Origin of the sequence: Streptomyces sp. NPDC002935 (genome assembly GCF_040611295.1) — a bacterium.
Taxonomy (GTDB): domain Bacteria; phylum Actinomycetota; class Actinomycetes; order Streptomycetales; family Streptomycetaceae; genus Streptomyces.
Genome location: NZ_JBEXNW010000002.1, coordinates 154,002 through 176,456, shown reverse-complemented (window position 1 = coordinate 176,456; position 22,455 = coordinate 154,002). Strand labels below are relative to the sequence as shown.

Genomic DNA, 22,455 nt, shown 5'->3' with positions numbered 1-22,455 from the left:
ACCGGCGGGCTCAGCCGCGCAGCGCGGACGCGAAGAGGGCGGGCAGCCGCAGCGGATTCGGCGCGGTGGTGAAGCGGGTGAGATGCTCCACGGTGGTCAGCGCGGTGCGGTTGGTGACGAAGTACGGCGGGCGCGGGGACAGCGACGGGTCGCCCGTGACGAGGCCGCGTGGTGCGGGCGTGAACGGGGCGCGCAGCACGGTCTTCTCGATGTCCTCGCCCCGGAGCATGAACGCGTTGTGCACGAAGCCGATGCCGCTGCCGATGTCCTGGCGGGTGTGGCCGGGGAAGGCGCCCCAGGGAGTGAAGCCGAGCAGGAAGCCCACCCCGGACCAGCAGTTGACGCCCAGGGTGCCGTAACGCAGGTCTGCGACGGCGGTCTCCACCGCGGCCCGGTCCGACCGCTCGGTCCTCGGGTGCACGAGGAGGGTGGCCCCGAGGGTGCCGGGGAGGCGGTCGTTGGCGAAGTCGACGGCGTTGCGGAGGAACGCGGCCGTGGTCGCGCCGGGCAGCCGTACGACGCCCAGCGCGCTGGCGAAGACCTCGTCGGTGACCAGGACGTCGTCGTGGCCGGTGACGTCGGGGACGAGGAGGCGGCACCCGTCGCCGTACGGCTCCGCGCGAGGGTGGGCGGCGAGAACGGCGTCGAGGCGCTCGCGGGCCCCGGGGTAGTAGTCGGCGCGGGACGGCAGGGCGCGCAGCACCCGGCGGATCTCGTTCAGCAGCTTCTCGGTGCCGTCCCAGTCACGCGGTACGACGAGGATCTGGCCGGCGATGCAGTTGTGGCCGGAGTTGTTCATCTTGCTGGTGACGATGTGCTCGGCCTGGAAGCGGAAGTCGGCGTCGCTCCACGGGCCGGGAGCGACGACGCACGGGCTGACGCCGCCGAGTTCACTGCTGAAGGGCTTGGCGACCAGGGGCCGGTCGTCGTTCCGGCGCCGTCCGGCGTCCTCGCCCGTCCCCCAGACGATGGCGTCGTGCGTACGGTCGCTGCCGGTGACGTGGATCGCGTCGACGCCCTCGTGGTGGGCGAGGTATCCGCCCTCGGCCGCGCCGCCGTCGACGAAGCGGACCCAGCCGCGGGTGACGAACTCGGCGAAGACGTGCTCGAAGTGGGGGCGCAGATAGGCGTTGACGGGGTTCATCTTGGCGACGACGACCTGGCCCTCGGCGTACAGCTTGTGCAGGATGTCGAGCGCGGTGATGGCGGCGACGTTGCCGGCCCCGAGCACCAGGGCCACGGCCGAGGGCTCCGGCCGCCCCCGGTACGGTTTTGCCGCGCGGTCGCGTGTCTCGTCGACGGTGATGCCCGGGCGCATCCACACCTGGGCGCTGAAGCGGTTGAGCAGCAGCCGGTCCCAGCCTGTCGCGGGAAACACGTCGACGCGGGTGCGGCCGGCCGTCTCACGCACGGCCTTCGCCGCGAGCGGTTCGCGGCCGGCGGCGACGCGCCGCAGTACGTGCAGATACGCCGCCGCGTTCTGCGCGAGCGCCCAGGGACCGCCGATCCAGTCCTCGGCGGCCCACGGGGAGGCGGGGTCGTAGCCCTTGGCGCGGGCGCCGGCCGCGGCCAGTTCGGTCGCGCCGGAGGCCACCCGCGGCAGTAGCCGTTCGAGCAGCGCGATGCGTTCGGTGAGCGGGGCGGCCGACCAGGACGCGGCACTGCCGCGCAACTCGTCGACGGCCCGGTCCAGGCAGGAGGTGTCGAGGGTGCTGGGGTTCACGTCGTTCCTCTCGGTGGGGACGGAGTGGGGAGGCGGTGGGGCGATCGGTGGGAGTGGCCGTCAGGCGGGTCGCAGCGGGGTGTCGTGGTCCGGGGCGAGGGGGTCGGCCCGGCGGGCGGACAGGAGGCGGGCGTCGCGGGCCGGGTCGATCAGCGTGACGGCGGCGGTTCCGCCCAGCGTGAGCAGCACTCCGGTGATCAGGAGCGCTTGCCGGTAGCCCGCGGTCCCCTGGGTGTCCACGAGATGCCCGACCAGGGTCGGGGCGATCAGACCCGCGGTGGTCACCACGGCGTTCATGATGCCCAGCGCTCCGCCGCGCCGGTCGGCCGGAGCCAGCTCGGCGACGGTGGTGGCGGCGACGCTGCCCATCGCCCCGGCGCAGCCGAATCCGGCGACCAGGAGGACGACGGTCGCGACACCGGCCGGCGCCGCCGGCAGGGCGAGGCACGCCACGGCGCCGACGAGCATCAGGATGCCGCCGACCCCGCCGCGCGCCCTTCGGCTGGAGGTCCCGCGGCGCAGCAGCCATCCGGTCAGACCGGCCTGACCGAGCACCACGACGCCGCTCAGCCCCCAGACCAGCATGAGCAGTTGGGCGGACGTGGCGGAGGAGTACCCCAGGCCGTCATGCAGGTAGGAGGGGAGCCAGACCAGGCAGAAGGCGATCACCCAGTAGGTGCCGAAGTAGGCGGCCGTGGCGCCGATCCAGGTACGGGTCGCGAGGATCCGGCGGTACGGCGTCCCGCGCGCGGCGCCGCCCGTGCCGGTCACGGTCTCCGCCCCCTCGGCCGTCTGGTCGGTTCCGCGGCCGTCGGTCGTGGGGCCGGCTCCGGAGCCGTGGGCCGACCGGTCGGCACCGGGGTCGGGGCCGTAGGCCGGGACGGGTGCCGGGGTCCCGCTGTTCCGTGCCCCCGCGTAGGGCCCCTCTGCGCCGAAGGGGATCCACAGCAGCGCCCACACCGCACCGGCGATCGCGACCACCGCGACCGCGGTGCGCCAGCCGTGCTGGTGGATGACCCAGGTCAGCACCGGGGCGGCGACCAGGACACCCAGGGTGATCCCCAGCACGATCAGCGCCCCGGGCAGGTTGCGCCGGTGGTTGGGGAACCAGGACAGGGTGGTCTGCTGGGCCACCGGGAACGCCGGCCCCTCGGCCGCGCCCAGGAGAACGCGGGAGGCGACGAGCACCGCGAGCCCTCCGCCGAGGACCAGCGGAGCCTGGGACAGCGACCACAGGACGGCCATCGTGAGCAGCAGCCACTTGGGCCGTACGCGGTCGGCGAGCAGCCCCACCGCGGCGCCGCAGATCGAGAACAGCAGGAAGAACGCGCTGTTGGCGAGGCCGAAGGCGGACGCGGACAGGCCGAGGTCCTCGCGGACGGGGTCGGCCGCCAGGCCCAGTACGGACTTGTCGGCGAAGTTGACCATCATGAAGACGACGAGCAGCCCGGTGACGGTCCACGCACGGCGGCGCTGGTCGGGCGGCGTCTTCACAGGGTCGGCGGGCACAGCGGGTACGACATCGGTGTCGGTCACAGGGGCTCCGCGGGGGACAGGTTGGGAAGGGGAGAGGAGAGGCCGAGGGCACGCCCGCCCCGCGAGGGGACGCGGCCGGGCGGGGAGACGCCCCTCGGCGGGGCTGACGGGTCTCAGGACAGGGGCTCGCCGGCGATCGCGATGCGCTCCATGACGCGGCGCCGCGGGTAGTAGTCGTTGATCGCGTAGTGCTGCGTGGCGATGTTGTCCCAGATGGCGACGGAGCCGGGCTGCCAGCGGAAACGGACCTGGTACTCGGGGATGCGGGCCTGCAGGACCAGTTCGCCGAGCAGCTCACGGCTTTCGGTCTCCGACAGACCGGTGATCCGGGTGGTGAAGGGCTCGTTGACGTAGAGCAGCTTGCGGCCGGTGCGCGGGTGCCGCACGACCACCGGGTGCTCGACGGGCGGCAGGGCCTCCCGGTGCGCCGCGATCTGGCTCTCCGTCATCATCAGGCCCCAGCTGGGCACCCAGTCGTGCACGGCGGTGAGCCCCTCGATACGGGCCTTCGTCCGCTCGGAGAGGTTGTCGTACGCGGCGCCCATGTCCGCCCAGAGGGTGTCGCCTCCGGCGGCGGGGACCTCGACGGCCCGCAGGACCGAGCCGAGGGCCGGTGCGGCCATGAAGGAGTGGTCGCTGTGCCAGATGTTCTCGGTGCCGACGGCCATGGCGTCCTTGGCCAGGCGCGAGACACCGGCGGTGTCGCCGGCGGGGAAGAACGGGTTGGGCTCCGGCACGCCCCACAGGGCGGAGAGAGTGAGCTGGGAGTCCGGGTCGAAGGCGTGCTGGTCACGGAAGAAGATCACCTTCCACTCCAGCAGGGCCTGCTTCAGCTCCGCGGCGAGGTCCTCGCCGATCGGGAGCGAGAGGTCGACGCCGGCGATCTCCGCGCCGATGTGCGGGGTGAGCGGACGGATGTCCAGCAGGTGGTACTCGGCCGGGGCGGCACCGGGCGCGGTGCGCTCCAGCACCCGCTTCCCGTAGTGCATCAGGGGCTTGTCGAGGGCGGGCGCGGGAGGGGTGACGACGCTGTCCATGGGCTCTCCAGAACGACAACCGGGATTTCGTTACCAGGAGTATCGTTATTGGGGTGCGAGGTGGCAAGGGTCTGTCGCCATCGTTGTTGAAGGGGGCGGTCCGGCGGGGCCGCGACGGTCAGGAGGCCGAGCCCACCGCGCGGGCGACGAGGTCCACCAGGGCCTCCACGAACCGGGTGTCGGGCGGTTCCTGCTCGCCGATCAGCCGGAAGAGCAGCGGCGCGGCGACCAGGGTGGTCGCGGCCCGGACATCGGTGTCGGGGCGCACGTCACCCCGCGCGATGCCGCGCTCGAGGATGCGCCGGGTCTCACTCGTGATCCGCTCGGTGTACTGCGTGTACTGCGCCCTGCCCGTGCCCGCCTCGGCCGCCGCGCCGATCAGCCCCGCGAGCAGCCGGTCCGAGCCGGGCAGCCGGTACGCCTCCAGCCGGGCCGTGAGGACGACGCGCAGCTCGGCGCGGAAGTCGCCCAGGTCGGGCACCGACAGCTCGCCGATGCGGCTCTCGGCGGCGGCGATGACCAGGTCCTGCTTGGTGGGCCAGCGCCGGTAGATGGCCGGCTTGCTCACCCCGGCGCGTGCGGCGACGGCGTCCATCGTGAGGGCCCCCATGCCCTGTTCGACGACCAGGTCGACGACCGCGTTCAGCACCGCTCCGGTGACCCGCTCCTCGCGCGGCCGCCCCGGTCCCCGCTCCGTCCCCCGTGTCCGCGCACCTGTCATGCCCCGAGCCTACGGGGCTCGTGTACTGCCCAGGGGGGAGGGCTCACGCCGGAACATCCTGCTCGGAGGGTAGGAGGGGTGCCTCCGTGGGCACGATGCGGCTATGCGCGTCAGCGCGGGACGCTGGGCTCATCGTCATGAGGAGGGGTCATGAACCGTCAGATCCGGATTCGCGTCAACCGTCGGCCCGCCGCTCCGCGCGAGATGCCGATCGACCGCAGGACGCCGTCGGGGCGCCTGCTGCCGTACTGACCGCCCCACCGACCGACCCGTCACGGGCCGAACTCGCGGCGGACCGAGGGACGGGCAGACCGACGGACCGGCTCGCCCGTGTGGCCGCGTGGCCGTGTGGCCGTGACGGGGCTAACGCCCCAGTGCCGCACCGCCGTTGATGTGGAGAAGCTGGCCCGTCACGTAGGCCGCCTCCGGTGACGCCACGTACCGGATGGCCGCCGCGATCTGCGACGGGTGGCCGGGCTCTTTGGTGAGGGACTGCGCCACGCGGGCCGCGACGAACTCCGGGGTGGCGCGGGCGCCGAAGAACTCGGTGTCGCCGACGAAGCCGGGGGCGACCGCGTTCACGGTGATGCCCTCGGAGCCGACGCGCTGGGCGAGATCGTAGGTGTAGGTGTTGATCCAGCCCTTGGAGCCGCCGTACGAGCCGGGGCCGCGCAGCGAGGCGATCGAGGAGATCTGCACGATGCGGCCGCCGGGGCGGCGTACGTGGGGGAGCAGCGCCTCGGTGAGCAGGACGGCGGTCAGGACGTTGGCGTCGAAGTTGCGCCGGTAGCTGTCGGCGACGGAGGCCAGGCTCCCGTCGTGCGACACGGCGGCGTTCCCGCCCGCGTTGGCGACCAGCACATCCACCGGGGCGCCGTCCGCGACGATGAACTCCCTTGCCGCGCCGACCTGTTCGGGGTCGGCCAGATCCGCCGCGTGCCAGGACGCGGTGGCCTCGCCGTAGCGCTCGTTCAGTCCGTCGGCCGCCTCGCGCAGAACGCCCTCGCGGCGGCCGAGGAGCACCACCCGGTCTCCGTCCGCGGCGAACACCTCCGCCGTCGCCAGACCGATCCCCGTCCCGCCCCCGGACACCACCACACGCCGTCCGCCCATGTCCCGTCCCACCCGTTCTCGGTATTCCGGCATTCCTGGATATGAATCTCGGTCATGTACAGATACAGACGGGGAGGCTACGGAGCGCCTGAGGCGGCGTCAAGCGGTTGACCCGTTCACCCGGTTGACCTGCGGATTCGTTTCGCCGAACAGCTCGCCGGGCAGGGATCGGGCAACGTTGACCCAGGTCCGCGGGCTGAGGAAGGAGGCGCCGTGCACGATCATGTGCGGACGGCGGACGGGCGTCTGCTGCGCGTCGAGGTCACGGGGGACCCACGGGGCCGCCCCGTGTTCCTGATGCACGGGATGCCGGGCAGCAGGGTGGGACCTCGGCCCCGTGCCATGTTCCTCTACCAGCGAGGCACCCGTCTCATCAGCTACGACAGGCCCGGTTACGGGGGGTCGGACCGGCACCCGGGGCGTCGGGTCGCCGATGTCGCGCGTGACGTGGCCGACGTCGCCGACGCACTGGGAATCGACCGGTTCGCGGTGGCCGGACGGTCCGGAGGCGCCCCGCACGCACTGGCCTGCGCCGCGCTGATGCCCGATCGGGTGAGCCGGGCCGCCGCGCTCGTCGGTCTCGCGCCGCGCGACGCGGAGGGGCTCGACTGGTTCAAGGGGATGACACCGTCGAACGTCGACGAGTTCCGGACGGCGTTCACCGATCAGGAGCGGTTCGAGGCACGGCTGATCCTGAGGGCCGCCGCGATCCGGAGCGACCCCGTGCGGCTGCTCAAGGAGCTGCTGCCGGAACTCAGCGACGACGACCGGCAGATTGTCTCCGACAACACGATTCGCTCGATGCTGCTCCGCAACTACCGCGAGGCGCTGCGGACGTCTCCGTACGGCTGGATCGACGACGCGCTGGCGCTGACCGGAGACTGGGGTTTCGATCCGGCGGACATCCAGGTGCCGGTGCTGCTGTGGCACGGAGCGGAGGACGCGTTCTCCCCCGCGTCGCACTCCTCGTGGCTCGCCGCGCGGATCTCCCGGGCGACGGCCGTGCTCGAACCGGGCGCCGGGCATTTCGCCGCGCTGCGGGCCCTGCCGCGTGTGCTGGGCTGGCTGCTCGCCGACAAGCCGTCCTGGCCGGGAGCCCGGCGGGGGCCCGCGTCCGGCGGTCCGCCCTCGCCGAGCTTGTCGGTGCGATAGATCGAGGCGCGGACGTTTCCCGCCTCCGCCGGCCGCCCCGGCCAGGGCATGGCGCGCTGGTCACACCGCCAGCGGTTCCAGGTCCCGGTATATGCGGCGGTCGTCCGCGGCGAGGCGGGTCATCTCGTTCTCGTCGCCGGGGAGCGAGCGCAGCTCAGAGAGGGCCTCGGTGCGCACGCGGCGGGCTTCGTCCTTGCGGCCCAGCGCGGACAGGGTCAGTCCGGTGTTCGCCACTATGGCGAGGGTTTCCGGATGATGGGGTCCGAGTACCCCGCGGAGGATCTGGACGGCGTTGTCCTCCAGTTCGCGGGCCTCGGTGAGACGGCCCTGGTCGGCGAGGACGTTGGCGTAGTTGATGCCGGTGAACAGAGTGTGGGGGTGCTTCTCGCCCAGTACCTCGCCCATCCGGCGCAACACCCTGCGGAACACCTTCTCCGCCTCCTCGGTGTCCCCGCAGCCCCAGTGGAAGATAGCCAGGTTGTTGAGCGCGGCCTGGGTGTACGGATGGGCCTCGCCCGGCACCTTCATGTACTCCACCAGGGTCTCCCGTGCGACCTCGCGCGCCGCCTCCCGCTCGTCCGCGGCGAACAGGTCGGCGGCCATGTTGAGGTCACAGGCGAGCGAGTCGGGCGTAGGTGCCGCGTACTGCTGCCGGTACTGGCCGCGCGTCGCCGTCGTGAGCCGCCGGGCGTCCTCGAACTGGCCCGCCCGCCGCAGTGACACCGCGAGGGACTTGGCGCAGCTCAGCGTGCCCGGGAAGCTCTTGCCGAGGATGCGTTTGTGGGCGTCGTAGGCGCGGGAGAGGAGGGCGACCGACTCGGCGTATCGGCCGACCTCGCGCAGATCGCGGCCGAGGCGGGCCGCCGAGGCGAGCGTGTACGGGTGGTCGGGACCGAGGACCTCGGTACGGCGATCGAACGTGTCCTGGTCGATCACCCGGGCCTCGCCGTAGCGGCCGACCATCCGAAGCGCCAGGGCGAGGTTGTTGGCGGCGCTGAGAGTGCGCCGGTGCGACTCGTGGAAAATCTGGCTGAATCCGTTGTGTGCCTCCCGCGCGAGATCCACCGCCGACTCGTACACACCGAGCGCGGCGAGATCGCTGGCCAGGCTGGACATGGTGACGTACGTGTGGGGGTGCGAGTCCCCGAGGACCCGCTTCTGGCGTTCCAGGAGCTCGGTGTTGATCTCGCGGGCGTGCACGTACAGCCCCTGGGAGCGCAGGACGTTGCCGAGCTGGGCCCGCAGGTACAGATACTGGACGTCGTCCTCGCCGAGGATCGGCTTCCAATGGTCGAGGAGATCCTCGGCGAACTCCTGGGCGCCGGGGAAGTCACCGCGCTTCCACAGATAGCGGACGCGGTCGATGAGCAGCCTGCGGGTGCCGGCCTCGGTGCAGTTGCGGGCGTCGCAGGCCGACAGGTGCGGCCAGATGACGTCGAAGCGCGGCCAGGTCTCCGGGTCGTCGATCGGCTCGTCGCCGTCGGGCCGGCAGCCCGCGAGGACCGTGTGCACCACGTGCCGGGCCTGCCGCTGCTCCTCCTCGCTGAGCTGCGCGCGGATCACGGCCTGCACCAGCCGGTGGACCTGGATGCTGTTGCTGACCTGGTCGACCTTGGCGAGCGCGAACCGGCCGATCTCGCGGATCACCCGGCCGAGCAGCAGACTCTCCTGGAGAGCGGGATCGTAGGGCCGCAGAGCGTCGATCATCTCCTTGCTGTAGAGCAGGTGCGAGGAGATCGGCTCGGCCGCCATGAACGCGCACAGTTGCAGCAGCCGTACAGAAGCCGGGGAGCGCTCGCGCAGCCGGGCTATGGAGATGTTCCAGGTCGCGGCCACCGTCTTCGGGTAGTCGACGGCCTGGTTCAGGTCCAGCACCTCGGTGGTCTGTTCGGCGAGCAGACGCAGATAGTCCTCGATCGGGGTGGCCGTCTCCGCGAGCCAGGCCGCCGCCTGTTCCACCGCGAGCGGCAGATCGCCGACCGCGGTCGCCACCCGCTCCGCCTCCGTCACACTCAGCCCCGAGGCCCGCCGGGTCAGGTGCTCGACGCTCTCCTCGCGCAGGAACACGTCGATGGGCAGCGAGGCGCCCTGCTGTGCCCAGGCCTGGTTGCGGGAGGTGACCAGGATGTGCCCGCCGCCCCCCTCCGGGAAGAAGCGTTTGAGCTGCGCCGGGTCGTCGGCGTTGTCGAAGACCAGGATCCAGCGCCTGGTCGGCGCCCCGCGGGCCAGCATCCGCACGGCTTCCTGGCTGGCCAGGTTGATGTCCTCCGCGCTGGACGCGCCGATGCGGGCGGCGAGTTCGGCGAGCGAGAAGACGACGTTGTCGAGGTCCTCGGCGGAGATCCACCACACCAGGTCGTAGTCGGCCATGAAGCGGTGCACGTACTCCAGTGCCACCTGGGTCTTGCCGACGCCCCCCAGTCCGTACAGCGCCTGCGGCTGCGGCAGGACGACCGAGATGCCGCTGCCGAGCTGGTCGCGGACATGGTCGAGGATGACATCGCGCCCGGTGAACATGCTGTTGCGCTGGGGCGCGCTCCAGATCGCCGGGGTGCTGCCGGGGAAGCGGGGCCCGGACGCGCTGCCCTCGACGGGCTGGCCCGGCAGCTCCAGGGCGCCCAGCAGGGAGCTGACGCACTGCCTCTCGTCGAGCCGGTGCAGATCGACCGGGTTGCGGTCGAGGTAGTACTGCGGCAGATGGACCTCGTCGACCCGCACCGGGACGACGGTGCCGTGCGCGGCCTCGCCGTCCGCGTCGGCCAGGGCGCGCCAGACGGGCTCCGCGTGCCGCGACTTGCGGAACGCCTTCGACAGCAGCACGAGGGTGCGGGTCGCCGGGTCGGGATGCTCGACGGGGCCGCTCGCGATGTCGTGCGGGGTGACGTTGCAGCCGGCCCGCGTGAGAAGTGACTCGATCCAGTCGGCCCAGACACGGTTCTCCGCCGCGTACGCGATCACCACGTCGACTGCGGTCGCCAGCGGCCGACGCCTCAGGAACGCGTCCCGGCACCGCAGCCGCACCGGCTCCGGTACCGGCGGCAGGGCGGTGACCTCGCCGTCCGAGACGACTGCGGTGAGCCGCTCGAACGCGGACAGCAGCGAGTTCGCGATGCCGCTCTCGTCGCCGACCGTGGCGAGCGTCTCCTCGTACGCGTAGTACGGGCGGTACGGGATCTCGACGGCGCCCCAGTACGCGCTCAGCTCCTCTCCGGCCAGTTCCTCCCCGCCCAGCCCCTTGGGCAGCCCTTGGAACTTCAGCCGGGCCAACGCCCGGCCGGCGTCCACCTTCTCCTTCTCGCCCTCGTCGATGCGCATCGGCACCGGCAGCACCCGGATCCGGCGCTTGCGGTAGCCGTCCTCGACGCTGCGGGCGACGGCCGCCGCGCCGTCCAGCGACTGATCGCTGAGCGTGAAGCAGTCCACGAGGACGTCGGGCATCTGGACGGTGCAGATGTCGGCGTTGTCGGCCAGGCCGGTCCGGCTGTCGATCAGGACGTAGTCGTAGGAGGCCTTCATGTCGTCGCGCAGCGCGTCGAGGAAGAGCCCGCCGCCGAGGCGTTCGTAGAAGTTGTCCCACTCGAAGGACGACACGGCCGCCGAGTACGAGCGGTCCTGGCGTCCTGCGGAGAGGAAGTCGAGTGAACCGCCCTCCTGGAAACGCAGCCCGAGCCGTTCGGGCGTCAGCGAGAGAGCGTGCTGCTCGACGCGCGCGTAGTCGAGGTGCCACTGACCGGAGCGCTGCCCTCCGGTGGTCGCCGCCCACGCGTACTCGTTGATGATGTCGATGATGCCGGTGGTGGCCCCGAGCGCGTTCGGGTCGAGGAAGGGATGGTAGAAGCGGTGCAGACCAGGGGCTTCCAGGTCCCAGTCGACGGCCAGGACCCGTTTGCCGTTGGCGGCGATGATCCACGCTGTGTTGGCCAGGGCCATGGTGCGGCCCGTTCCGCCCTTGTACGAGTAGAAGGTGATGATCCGTCCGTCCCGCGTCGCCGTCATGCCTCTTCTCCTCCGTGGTCGGATCCGCCTTCGGGGCGCGACGGTCGGGTGGGGCCCATCAGACGGGGCCTGGGGACAGGCGGGCCCGCGGGCGGATGTGCCTCGGCGTGCTTGAGGTACTGCCGGGTCGCGTGCGCGACGACGACGGGGAGTACGTCGGTGAACGCCTTCAGGGTGGGTACGCCGTTGACGGCGGACCGGCAGTCGGCGCGGCGCCCGCGGTCCAGGATCATCGGCAGCGTCCGCTCCAGATCCGCCGCCAGTTTGCGGCCCTCCTCGCCCTGGCACTGGATGTCGGCCCGGTTCCAGGGCACGATCGCGCTCACCCAGGGGCGGGCGTCGGCGTCGAACGCCTCGAGCCTGCGCGCCCGTTCCGCGTCGGTGAGCGCCCACCGGTCGATGAGCAGAATGCCAGGGTGACCCGGCCCCGCTTTCCCGGAGTCGTCCGTCACCGGGTCGCCATCGGTGGGGTCGTCGTCGAACGAGGACACCGTGATCCGGTAGTCCAGCGACCGGATCAGCTCCTCGGCGAGGGAGGGCAACGACCGGGTCGACTCCGAGTGGTAGGGGTTCCAGTCCCGCGCGTCCTCGCCGTACGGACGGACGTCACGGTGCTCGGGGATGGTGTGCCGCGTGGGCGCCGCCACCGTCAGATGGATCCGCCGGGGGCCCTCACCGCGTGGCTTGAACGCGCTCGGTGTGCTCTCGTACGGGCGAGGCATGCCGGCCGGCAGCGGTGCCTCGTGAGCGGCCTGCACGATCCGCTGCGCCAGCCCGAGAACCGCCTCCTCGTACTCGTCGCGCAGCCGGTTGAGCTTGATCAGTCCGTAGATCCCCTTGGTCGCGTACTGGTCTCCGAACTGTGCGAGATCGATATGAACATGCCGTACCGAATCAGGCAGTTGAGCGTAGTCGAGACGAGTCCACAGAGCGGGGACGATGGCGGGCGGGGCGCTGTAACCGACGGCTCGCGCCCGCAGGACCCGCTCGCTGAACGCGAACCATTCCCGGCCGCAGCTCTCACTGGTGAAGTACCGCGGCGAGAACAGTGGTACGAACACACGGCACGTCGCGAGATTCTCGCTGAGCCGTTCCGGCCAGCCGTCGCCCGAACGCATCTCCCGGTCCATGAACCCCACCGGCGCGCCCGGGGGGAGGCTCGTCACTGCCCTGATGTGGTCGCACAGGTCCGTGAACAGGACACGCACCCAGTGGTCGGGGTCAAGGCCATGGGCGCCCCAGGCCGGTGTATGGGCGTAACTCAAGAAGAAATACGGCCGGTTGTCGGATGCCCGTTCAGGAATGTCCATGCGTCCCCCTGTCCATGGAGAGCCTCTACGGGATGTCTGCCTGGCCGGAGCCCACAATCTTCCGGATCGCGGCCCGAACCAGTCACCTCTTTCACGTCATTCCCTGGCGATATCCGGACATCTGGACTCCGGCCCGGTCGACGGCTTCCCGCATCAAGAAGTCGGTCGGTTGCGCGCGGTCGGTCATCTCAGGCCCGCCCATTCGGTCCGCAGTTGGTCGGCGAACACCGCGCCGGTCTCGGTGAGTTCGCCCTCCGGGTGGCCGGCCAGCCGCTCGAGTGCGCGCCCGGCGCGCTCCAGGGCCCCGGCCCGCCGGGCCGCGTCGCCGGTGAAGTAGACGGCGTCGCCCAGTGCCAGAGCGGCCTCGTCGAGCAGTCGCCCGGCCGGGTTGCCGGGCACGTTCAGGTCGGTGGTGGCGCGCAGTGCGCCGAGCCGTGCCCGGCGCCCGGCGCGCGGCAGTTCCCGTACGAACTCCTCCGGATCGACATCGACGGCCACCCCGAGCGCGCCGAGGCCGTGGGCCCCGAGACGCAGGCCCGAGCCCGCCTGAAGCGGTGTGACCGTGGTGACGGGCGAGGCGTTCGGGCGGGTGTGCCGGTCCGGCGCCCGCTCGTCCATCAGGCGGAAGGCCGTGCGCAGTCGCCGCGTGAACGCGTCGAGGCCGGCGGGGTCGAGCGGCGGGGTGACGGGCGTGGAGTAGCAGTCGCGGAACGGGTCGGCGTCGTCGAGGAGCAGGGGGGTGCCGTCGGCGAGAACCACGGTGGTCAGCGGGCGCCACATGGCGGGACCGTCCATGGTGCGCTCCTCGCCGGTCTGTGTACGCACCCGGAGCCGCCCGGCGGTCACGGTGGCCTCCACGCGGCCCGGTTCGGGGAGGGCGAGAGTGCCCAGGGTCGGCAGATGGAGCTCGGGGGTGGGCTGGTCCCAGCTGAGCTTGAGATCGGCGCGGGCACGGACGGCGGCGGCGGTGACCGCGGAGGCGAGCCGCGCCGGGTCGGCCGAGCTGTCGTGCGGCTGTCTCCTCAGCAGGGTGAACAGATAGGGGTGGGCGAGGATCTCGTCGACGTGGCCCACGGTCTCCGGGCCGCCGTCCAGGTCCAGCAGGGCCCGCCACACTCCGTCCCAGTCGGCCTCCCCGAGGTGGCGAGACGCGGTGCCGGAAAGGAGGTGACGGGTCAACTCGACCTCGGCGAACAAGAGTTCGTCGGTAGTGTGGACGGCCGGGTTGAGCGCGAAATCGGTTGTCCGCTCCGCGATACCGTCGACGAGCGCGCGCAGGTCCGCGCAGAAGACGGACGGATTGTCGAAGCCGCGTGAGGTGCTGTAGCGGTGGGCGTACAGCCCGCCGCCGCACGACTCGACCACGTCACAGCTCCGGCAGGTCGAGCTGACCCCGTCGAGCCCCAGCTGACGTGCGACGACGCCGGGATGCCGGGCGAACTCCGCGAAGCTGTGTCCGGAGATGTCGTAGCCGGTTTCCGGGGCCCCGGCGTATGCCGTCTTGAGGGAGTCCGCCAGCTCGAAACTGCCGTCGGTCTCGATCACCGCCATGTCGGTCGGCGCGAGCCCCAGCGTCTCCTTCAGGCTGGGGCCGCCCCGCAGTGTGCTGAGGATCGACTCGAAGGTCCGCACCGGCACGACACGCCCCTGTGCCTCCCACCGGTCGAACACCGCCAGCAGCCATCGCGCGTACGCGGTGGGCGAGCCGGCCGGCCTCGGCGGTGGACTGTCCCAGGTCGAATGCGGCAGCAGGTAGTCGATGCGGGGCGGGTCCAGCGCGACGAGGGCGTCGTGCACCGCGACGGGATCGTTGGTCACGTCCACCGTGCACAGCAGTCCGCTGTAGAGGTGTCGGTACTCGGGCCCGCGCAAGAGATCGAGCGCCCGCAGGACCCGGTCGTACGTGCTCCGCCCCTGCCGGTCGAGCCGGTGCCGGTCGTTCGCCGCGCGATCTCCGTCGAGCGAGACACTGATCTGTACGCCGAATTCGTTGAACACGTCGAGATATCGGGTGTTCAGCCGGACGGCATTCGAATGGATGCGCAGATCGAGCCCGGTGACCGGCGTGATGGTGCGGGTGATCTCCGCGCAGATACCGCGCATACGGGCGGGTCCCACGAGTAGGGGTTCGCCGCCATGGAGAATGACGGAAACGGAAGAGAGCCGCTGTTCTTCGGCGTATTCCGCGAATTTCCGGGCGACCTTCCGGACCGTCTCGTCGGAGATGAAGGTCGGTCGGTTCTGCCAGCTCTGGTCCGCGTGCTCGTACACATAGCAGTGATCGCAGGAGAGATCGCATCGACTGTGGATCTTCAGGACGAGCTGCCCAAGCTTCACCCGGTGAAGGGTAGCGGCGGAAGCGTGTCGGCCGAAGCGCGAACTCCCTTATTTTTTGGGCATGGTCGACGAATTCGGCAGTCGTGTGGAGGTGGACCGGTCCGCCCTGGCGCAGCGCGGATCGGTCAGGGGGTTCCCGGCGGCCTCAGAGGGCCGAGTCGAAGGTGATCGGCTTCCCGGGGCGCTGTCCGGGAAGGTGGGCCACTCGCCCTACGGATCGTTCCGCCGCTCGCGTAGCGGCCGCCCCGTGCGGGTCGATGGCCGAAAGGGGAGTGTGCGGCCGACGGACGGCGAAGCGGCGCTTCTTCGGCATCACCGAATCATCCATTTGAGGAATGTCTATTCTGTCCGCGATGGTGACACCTGTGGGAAATGTCGAGTTTGACCTGTGCGGGGGTAGTGGACCTCGCGACGGACTGTACCGGAGATCGCGGGCCCGATAACGAGGACCTTCGGCACTTGTCCGGAACTGCAGCGGACTCGTCCTGAATCGACCTGGCTGTCGAGCGAGAGGTGAACCGCGGCGGCGACGAACTGCCCTGTTGGTGCGAGCGGGTGCCCGAGGTGACGGTGGTCCGAGGGCCGGCCCGGCGCGGGCGTGGACGCTACAACGGGGACTGCCAGTTGACGCTCGTGCCGCCGCCCGAGTCGGAGTCGGAGGCGGAGTCGCCGCTCGTGTCACCGTCGTCATGGACGGTCAGCCGGACGCCGGGGCGACCGTCCGGCAGTGTCACCGTCACGTCGACAGCGACCTCGATCCGCGACACCCGGGGACGTCGAGAGGCGGCGGCGAGCGCGCGCCGCAGCACGGCGAGCAGGTGACCGGCCACCGGCTCCGTGAGCCTGTTCTCCACCGGCCCCGCGAACCGCGTGGACGGCTGGACGCCGAGTGCCGCCGCCGCACCGGCTGTCTCGCGCAGCACCTTGCCGCGGAACGTCCTGGGGGCGTCGGCGGGCGGCTGTTGCAGCGCGAAGATCGCTGTGCGCACTTCCTGGACCGTGGACCGCAGCTCCTCCACCGCCCGGCCGAGGGTCGCGGACACCTCCTCGGCCTCGCTGTCACCGGCATCGCGCGCGGCGCTCCTGCGCTGTGTGGACTCCAGCATCATGCCGGTCGCGAACAGGCGCTGGATGACCAGATCGTGCAGGTCCCGGGCGATGCGGTCCCGGTCCTCGTACACCGCGAGGCGCTCACGGCTGTGCCGGGCGTCGGCGAGGACCAGGGCGAGCGCGGCATGCGAGGCGAACTGGGTCGCCAGCAGGCGTTCGACCCGCGTGTACGGGCGGTCGCCCCGCCCGCGCGGAAGGGCCAGCGTGCCGATGAGACGGCCCTCGGTCTGCAGGGGCAGCATCATGCTCGGCCCGAACCGGGACCGTACCTGGGTCGTCATCCGTGGGTCGGTCGCCGAGTCGTCGATGAACACCGGTTCCCCGCCGAGGAGTTGTTCGAGGACGGGGCTGCCGGGCGCGATGGTCGTGCCCACCATCCCGGCGGGGCCCTCGTGGGTGGAGGCGACCACGATCTCCATACCGCCCTCCTCGGTGGGCTGGAGGATGACGGCCGCAGAGGCGTCAGCGAGAATCCGGGCGCGTTCGGCGACCGTCAGCAGCGCGTCGGTGTCGCTCTCACCACTGAGCAGGGCGGTGGTGACGGCGGCGGCGCCCTCGATCCAGCGCTCCCGCTGCCGGGCCGTCTCGTACAGGCGGGCGTTGGCGATCGCGATACCGGCCTGGGCGGCGAGCAGGCGCACCAGTTGTTCGTCCTCGCCGGTGAAGGGTCCGGTGGACTTGTCCGCGAGGTAGAGGTTTCCGAACACCTCGTCGTTGATCCGGAGGGGGACGTCCAGACAGATGTCGGACTCTGAGGGTTCTGGGGGTTCGGGAGGTTCGGAGGGTTCGGGTTCGGGGGACTTGGGGGACTCAGGGGACTTGGGGGACTCAGGGGACTTGGAGGACCCGGGGGAGTCGGGTTGGAGGTCGGTCTCCGTCGCGCGCGGCGCCGCCGCGGAGATCCGTACCAGTCCGTCCCGTCCCGGGTCCGTCGTCCCCAGCGCCGCGTAGCGGGCTCCCGTCAGCTCGGCGGCGGCGTCCACGATCCGCTGGAGCGTGGCGCGCAGTTCGAGTTCGGTGCCGACGCTGAGGACCGCTTCGAGGAGGGGTGGGAGTCCGGGCACGGGTTCGGTCATGCGAGGCCCTCGGCCGCGGGGGCGTCAGCGCGCCAGCGGGTCCAGGATCAGCGGCTCGATCTTGCCCTCCAGCATGTAGCCGAGGCCCTGGACGGCACAGACGTCGGGCCGCTCGGCGATGTGGACGGGCATACCGGTCGCGTGCCGGAGCATCTGGTCGAGCCCGGGGAGCAGCGCGCTGCCGCCGACCATCATGATCCCGCGGTCGGCGAGGTCGGCCACCAGATCGGGCGGGCAGGAGCGCAGCACCTTGCCGATGCCGTCGAGCACGGCGGTCAGCGGCGTTTCGATGGCCATGCGCACGGCGGCGGTGTCCACCTGCACGGAGCGGGCCAGGCCGGTCGCCACGTCCCGCCCGTGGATCTCGGTCAGGGCCGGGCCGTGCGGGGTGAGCCCGTTCCCGGAGAGCGCGACCTGCAGGGGTCGTACGGCCTGACTCGGCAGCATCAGCTCGTGCTGGTGGCGCAGGTGCTGCACGATCGCGTGGTCGACGGCCTCACCGCCGACCGGGATGCGCTCGGCGGTGACGATCGAGCCCAGCGACAGCACGGCGAGCTGGGTCGCGGCGGCACCGCACACCATGACCATGGTGGCTTCGGGCCGCTCGACGGGCAGGCCGCAGCCGACCGCGGCCGCGATCAGCGTGTCGACGAGTTCGACCCGACGCGCCCCCAGCCCGACCAGCGTCTCGATCGTGGCGCGCTGCGCCAGCGGGTCCGCGTCGTGCGGCGTGCAGGCCGCCGCCCGCAGCCGGGGCTTGCGGCGCAGGGTGCGGCGGACCTTGTCACCGAGCAGTTGCCGCAGCATCCGCTGTGCCATGTCGATGTCGACGACGGTGCCTCCGGACACCGGACGTACCACCCGGATGTAGTCGGGCGTGCGGCCCGTCATCTTCTCCGCGAACTCCCCGACCGCGATCAGCGCGCCCGTCTTCGTGTTGATCGCGGCGACGCTCGGCTGGTCGACGACCAGACCCGCACCCCTCACCCACACACGGGTCCGCGCCGCCCCCAGGTCGACGGCGAAGTGACAGCGGCGCAGCTGCTCCAGACTGGCAGTCATGGCAGGTCCTCCCGAGAGCGCAGACCATGGGGCTCCGCCGGGCGGCGGTCCTCTCTCGTATCCTGCGGGCGCCCGGCGACCCGCGCCCTTTCTGGAGGGCCGGGCGGGGTGCCGCTGGACGGGTGGTTCTGCGGCGCTCGGAGGGCGGGGCACGGTGGCGGCCGGCGCGGCGAAGGCGCCCGGCCGGGCATCGTCACAGGGCGCGGCGCAGCTCGCGGTACAGCGCCAGCATCACCGGGTCGGACTCCTCGTGCCGCCCTTTCCTGAACTCCTCGTACAGCTGGTAAGCGGCGATGGCCTCGGTGATCTGTCCCTGGCCCTTGAGCGCGAGGATGTGCAGCCGCCGGAGGTCCTGGCTCCCGGGGTGGGAGCGGAGGAGTTCGGCCAGCTGGGCCGCGGCCGTCTCGAAGCCGCCGCGATCCAGTTCGAGTTCGGTCCGGGTGATGCTCAGCGCCAGGTGCTGAGCGCGCAGCCGGTCGCGGGCCGCCTCGGCCGCGGGACCGGGCACCCCGTCGAGGGGCCGGCCGTGCCACAGACCGAGCGCTTCCTGGACGGCGGCGCGCGCACCTGCCGTGTCTCCCTCGTCCCGGCGGGCCTTCGAGACGGCGATCAGATCCTCGAAGCGGTCCACGTCGACATCCCCATGGCCCGCGAGCAGCGCGTAGCCGTCCGTGGTGGTGGCCAGGACACCGGGGCCGAGCGCGGCCCGCAGACCTGCCGCGTAGCTGGACAGCAGCCGTCGGGGGTGCTGCGGGATCTCTGTCCCCCACAGGCCCCGGGCCAGTTCGTCGAAGGTCACCGCCTCGGCGCGGCGCAGGAGCAGCATGCAGAGCAGGGCCTGCTTCTCTCGGGCTCCGACGGCCCGCGGCCTGTCTCCCTGCCTGACCTGGACGCGGCCGAGCAACCGGTACCGGAACCGGGACGCCTGACCGGCTTCCAGGACCTCCGCGAAGGCGGGGGAGAGGAAGACGTCCCGGCCGCGGCGCTGGGCCTGCAGGTCCGCGGAGGTGAGCGCGACGAGGGCGTCGTCGAAGAGGCTCCTGAACGCGGCCGGGACGCGGCTCGGTCCGCCCTCGTCACCGCCCTCGTCACCCCCTCCGGAGAGTTCCCTCAGCAGGCGGCCGAATCGGTGCAGATCGTCCCCCTTGACCCGGCCCACCACGCGGTCCAGCGCGAAATGGGTGATCTTCACGGTGCCGTCCGGGAGAACGAGCAGGGCGTTCGGAGCGAGCCTGCCGTGCGCCACGCCCCGTTCGTGTGCGGCCTTCAGGCCCGCCGCGACCTGCTGGGCGAGGGGTGCGAGAAGGGAGAACGGCAGCCCGAAGCCGCCCACGGCCGTCAACTCCGAGACGGACACCGCCGCGACGAACTGGGTGACGAGGTAGGCCGTCCCGGTATCGACGCCGTAGTCGTGCACGGTGATCACATTGGCGTGGTCGACCGAGCGGAGAGCGTGCGCGCCGCTCAGGAAGACCTGGTGGGCCACGGGGCCGACGGGGAACTGCTGCACGGTCACCGTCCGGTCCGAGCGGCTGTCCTTCGCGAGCCACAGTGTGCGGTCCCGGCCCGACCCCAGTCGCCGTACGAGGCGATAGCGGCCGAGCACGACCTTGCCGGACCGTGGCGAGGGCGTGCCACCGAGGCGCCGCAGACTCTCCTCCCGTACCGTCGCGAACGGTGTGCCGCCGGCAGCCCTCTCGTCCCCGTACCCGGGGGCGACCACAGGGAACTCCCCCGCAACCATCCCGGCGCGCTCGTCGATCAACGCGCCCACCCGGGAGAGGAGTTGGGTCGTGCGCTTGTGTGAGGTGCGCGGCAGCGTGCCGAGCAGGAGGTCGCGGACGCCGGAACGGAAGGTGTACGACCCCGGTGCCCCCGGGCCGCTGCTGAGCAACCCGCTGAGAATCACCTCCGCGAGGTGCTGCGGCTGGGGGTTCGGGTCGATCGCGGCCTGGACCAGCCGCATGACCGGCAGTTCGGGGCGTCCGACGGCGAGATGCCCGGCGAGGCGGAAGGCTTCGGGGGAGGCGATGGAACGGAACCGCAGGACCAGTTCCTCGGCCGAGAGACGTTCGACGTCGCCGCGGCCCTGCTGGTCCAGCGGGGCTGGTGGGGGAGCGGGGCCCAGCAACGCCACCGAACCCGTGAGCGGGCCCTGGCTTCCGGCCACCAGGGACGACCAGTTCGCCAGCCAGCGTGCGGAGGGCTCCAGGACGGGCAGCGGGAGCAGGGCGGAACCCTGCGGTCCCCCGGCGGCGTAGGCGTCCACGATGTACGAGGGGTTGGGTGCGGCCGGACAGGGCGAGGCCAACCGAGCGGTCGTCGCCGGAAGGGCCGTGGTCCGCCACAGGCGTTCGGGGAGCGGCTGGAGCACGGCCACCGGCATCCGGGACGCCCGGCGGCGCAGGGCGTGGTACCAGCGGTCGCCGGGCGGGCCACCCCGCCACTGCGGGCCCATGCAGTCGCTCACGAGCAGGGTGATCGTGCGCCCGTCCGTGGCCAACTCCGGAGAACCGGACCGCTGTACCGCTCCGACGGCGGTGAGCCGGTGCAGTTCCACCGTCCGGAACACGCCCGACTGCGCGAGCGCGGTGTGCAGTTCACGGACCAGCGGGCGCCAGATGGGCATTGTCGGCCCGGTGTCGTGCACGAGATGCAGGGTCAGCCAGCGTTCCCTCGTCGGTCGGAGTACGGGCATCCACCAGCGCGGCGTCGCTCCGAGCCGGGCTATGCGGCGCGCGGTCGCCTCCTCGTCGAGTTCCTGGCCGACGGGCGCGGGCACGCGGCGCTTGAGGGGCCGCAGCGTCCGCTGAAGCGCGAGCGGGTGAGGCAGCATCGGGGGCGCCGGGGCCAGGAACGTGGTGTGGGGGTCGCGGCCATCTTCGTCGTCCGGACCACCGAGTCCGACGTCCCCTCGGCCGCCGCCGGGGAGCAGAAGAGGGACGCGGCCGTCGGCACGGTCCGGGGCCAGGGACGACGTGCCGTCGGCAGGCGGCACGGCCGGCGACGCGTCCGGCCGCGCGGGCTTGTCTGCCGCCGCCTCGGACGGGGCCTCTCCAGCGGACGGCGCCCCCGTCCCCACAGGCCGCGCGGCAGTTGCCGCATGCTTGGCGAGCCACAGCAGTTCGGCCAGCTCGACGGAGCTGGGCACGGCACCGCCGGATGCCCTTCCCAGCAGCCGGGCCAGCACGGCGGGTCCCGCCACGACCGGCCTCCTCCTCGGCGCGGCGCCGTCGGCCGCGTCAGAACTCATCGTCGTCCTGTGTGCGGCTCAGGTACGGCATCAGCTGATCCGCCAGGTCGTCCCGTGACGTCGCGTCCAGCCCCGCGGCTCCCGTCAGGTAGACGGCGTTCAGGAGCTGGTCCGTGGCGAGTTCGCCGCCGGTCCCGCGCGAGAGGAAACGGGCGATCAGTTCGCGGGCATAGGTGTCGGGTTCGCCGAGATGGGCGCTGACGATGGCCTCCAGATGCGCGTCGCGCGGTTGGTGGAGTTCGAGGCGGACGCAGCGCCGCAGGAAGGCGGGCGGGAACTCGCGTTCGCCGTTGCTGGTCAGCACGACGAACGGGAACGCCCGGCAGCGGACGCGTCCGCGGGTGACGGCGACGCGATCGTCCGTGCCCGCGATCATCACCTCTGCGTCCGGCGTGTGCCAGGCGGCACGGACCAGCTCGGGGATCTCGTACTCGCCCTCTTCCAGGATGTTCAGCAGGTCGTTCGGCAGGTCGAGGTCGCTCTTGTCGATCTCGTCGATGAGCAGGGCGCGGGGCCGGCCGTAGGGCAGCAGGGCGGTACCCAGGGGGCCGAGACGCAGATGGTCCTGGAGCTCGCTGTCCGCGACCGTCTCGCTGGCCGAGGAGGCTCCACGGTTCGCCGCCCGGCCGGCCGCGTACAGCCGGGACAGCGGGTCGTACTGGTAGAGACCGTCGTGCAGGGTGGTGCGGCTCGTGATGTTCCAGCGCAGTACCGGCCCGAGCCGCAGCTCGCGCGCCACCGCGTACGCCAGACTCGACTTGCCGCTGCCCGGCGGGCCCGTCACCAGCAGGGGCCGACGCAAGTACAGCGCCGCGTTGACCAGTTGGACGGCGCGATCGGTGGCCTGGTAGGTGCGAGCCCGGTGCCGGCGGTCCGGCGAGGCCGCCGAGGCGTCGTCGCCCTCGGCGGGAGTCGCCAGTTCGGGGCCGCCGTCGAAATCCCGCCAGGGCGGCGGGGCGGGCAGGTCCGCGATGCCGTCGTGGGGCTCGCTCTCACCTGTGTAGACGGGCCACAGCGGCATACTCACTC

General features: G+C 71.8%; 13 protein-coding genes. 1 reads left to right on the top strand and 12 read right to left on the bottom strand.

The features are described 5' to 3' along the window. Window positions 1–10: 10 nt before the first annotated feature. From ABZX90_RS02940 to ABZX90_RS02920, 5 genes are all read right to left on the bottom strand, one after another. Window positions 11–1,723: an aldehyde dehydrogenase family protein gene (locus tag ABZX90_RS02940; RefSeq protein ID WP_355201078.1), complete on the bottom strand. Its 1,713-nt coding sequence runs from the start codon at window positions 1,721–1,723 to the stop codon at window positions 11–13. Between the two features lie 60 nt (window positions 1,724–1,783). Beyond that, entirely contained in the window at window positions 1,784–3,259 is a 1,476-nt protein-coding gene (locus ABZX90_RS02935; protein WP_355201076.1) for an MFS transporter, read from the bottom strand. 113 nt (window positions 3,260–3,372) lie between these two features. Continuing rightward, window positions 3,373–4,296, bottom strand: a complete 924-nt coding sequence (locus ABZX90_RS02930) for a TauD/TfdA family dioxygenase (protein ID WP_355201074.1) — start codon at window positions 4,294–4,296, stop codon at window positions 3,373–3,375. Window positions 4,297–4,414: 118 nt separating this feature from the next. After that, a complete protein-coding gene (locus ABZX90_RS02925) occupies window positions 4,415–5,017 on the bottom strand; it encodes a TetR/AcrR family transcriptional regulator (RefSeq protein WP_351119438.1) in 603 nt (200 codons plus the stop codon). Between the two features lie 363 nt (window positions 5,018–5,380). Beyond that, window positions 5,381–6,130: an SDR family oxidoreductase gene (locus ABZX90_RS02920; protein WP_351119436.1), complete on the bottom strand. Its 750-nt coding sequence runs from the start codon at window positions 6,128–6,130 to the stop codon at window positions 5,381–5,383. A gap of 213 nt (window positions 6,131–6,343) precedes the next feature. Between ABZX90_RS02920 and ABZX90_RS02915 the strand changes: the two genes are divergently transcribed. Continuing rightward, entirely contained in the window at window positions 6,344–7,282 is a 939-nt protein-coding gene (locus ABZX90_RS02915) for an alpha/beta fold hydrolase (protein WP_355201071.1), read from the top strand. A 60-nt stretch (window positions 7,283–7,342) separates the two neighbouring features. Here ABZX90_RS02915 and fxsT read toward each other — a convergent pair whose 3' ends face one another. The 7 genes from fxsT to ABZX90_RS02880 all read right to left on the bottom strand — a co-directional run bounded on the left by fxsT (window position 7,343) and on the right by ABZX90_RS02880 (window position 22,447). Beyond that, window positions 7,343–11,278, bottom strand: a complete 3,936-nt coding sequence (gene fxsT, locus ABZX90_RS02910; protein ID WP_355201069.1) for an FxSxx-COOH system tetratricopeptide repeat protein — start codon at window positions 11,276–11,278, stop codon at window positions 7,343–7,345. Continuing rightward, window positions 11,275–12,588, bottom strand: coding sequence for a TIR-like protein FxsC (locus ABZX90_RS02905; RefSeq protein WP_355201067.1), 1,314 nt, complete (start codon window positions 12,586–12,588; stop codon window positions 11,275–11,277). Before ABZX90_RS02905 ends, fxsT begins: the two co-directional genes overlap by 4 nt. Before the next feature lie 183 nt (window positions 12,589–12,771). Next, window positions 12,772–14,925 carry a radical SAM/SPASM protein FxsB, inactivated metallohydrolase extension form gene (fxsB, locus tag ABZX90_RS02900; RefSeq protein ID WP_351119428.1) on the bottom strand — a complete coding sequence of 718 codons (2,154 nt, stop codon included), beginning with the start codon at window positions 14,923–14,925 and terminating at the stop codon, window positions 12,772–12,774. 605 nt (window positions 14,926–15,530) lie between these two features. Then, entirely contained in the window at window positions 15,531–17,111 is a 1,581-nt protein-coding gene (locus tag ABZX90_RS02895; protein WP_355201065.1) for a GAF domain-containing protein, read from the bottom strand. Between the two features lie 24 nt (window positions 17,112–17,135). Then, the gene (locus tag ABZX90_RS02890; RefSeq protein ID WP_351119424.1) at window positions 17,136–18,173 is read right to left on the bottom strand and encodes a rod shape-determining protein; all 1,038 of its coding nucleotides are present in this window, start codon (window positions 18,171–18,173) and stop codon (window positions 17,136–17,138) included. A gap of 193 nt (window positions 18,174–18,366) precedes the next feature. Next, window positions 18,367–21,378, bottom strand: coding sequence for an SAV_2336 N-terminal domain-related protein (locus ABZX90_RS02885; RefSeq protein WP_355201062.1), 3,012 nt, complete (start codon window positions 21,376–21,378; stop codon window positions 18,367–18,369). A gap of 37 nt (window positions 21,379–21,415) precedes the next feature. Further along, entirely contained in the window at window positions 21,416–22,447 is a 1,032-nt protein-coding gene (locus ABZX90_RS02880; protein ID WP_355201060.1) for a MoxR family ATPase, read from the bottom strand. Between the last annotated feature and the right edge of the window lie 8 nt (window positions 22,448–22,455).

Coding starts and splice junctions, on each gene's coding strand:
- ABZX90_RS02925 (WP_351119438.1), bottom strand. CDS start 5,017: ATGACAGGTGCGCGGACACGGGGGACGGAGCGGGGACCGGGGCGGCCG.
- ABZX90_RS02895 (WP_355201065.1), bottom strand. CDS start 17,111: ATGACCGAACCCGTGCCCGGACTCCCACCCCTCCTCGAAGCGGTCCTC.
- ABZX90_RS02890 (WP_351119424.1), bottom strand. CDS start 18,173: ATGACTGCCAGTCTGGAGCAGCTGCGCCGCTGTCACTTCGCCGTCGAC.
- ABZX90_RS02880 (WP_355201060.1), bottom strand. CDS start 22,447: ATGCCGCTGTGGCCCGTCTACACAGGTGAGAGCGAGCCCCACGACGGC.
- fxsT (WP_355201069.1), bottom strand. CDS start 11,278: ATGACGGCGACGCGGGACGGACGGATCATCACCTTCTACTCGTACAAG.
- ABZX90_RS02930 (WP_355201074.1), bottom strand. CDS start 4,296: ATGGACAGCGTCGTCACCCCTCCCGCGCCCGCCCTCGACAAGCCCCTG.
- ABZX90_RS02905 (WP_355201067.1), bottom strand. CDS start 12,588: ATGGACATTCCTGAACGGGCATCCGACAACCGGCCGTATTTCTTCTTG.
- ABZX90_RS02920 (WP_351119436.1), bottom strand. CDS start 6,130: ATGGGCGGACGGCGTGTGGTGGTGTCCGGGGGCGGGACGGGGATCGGT.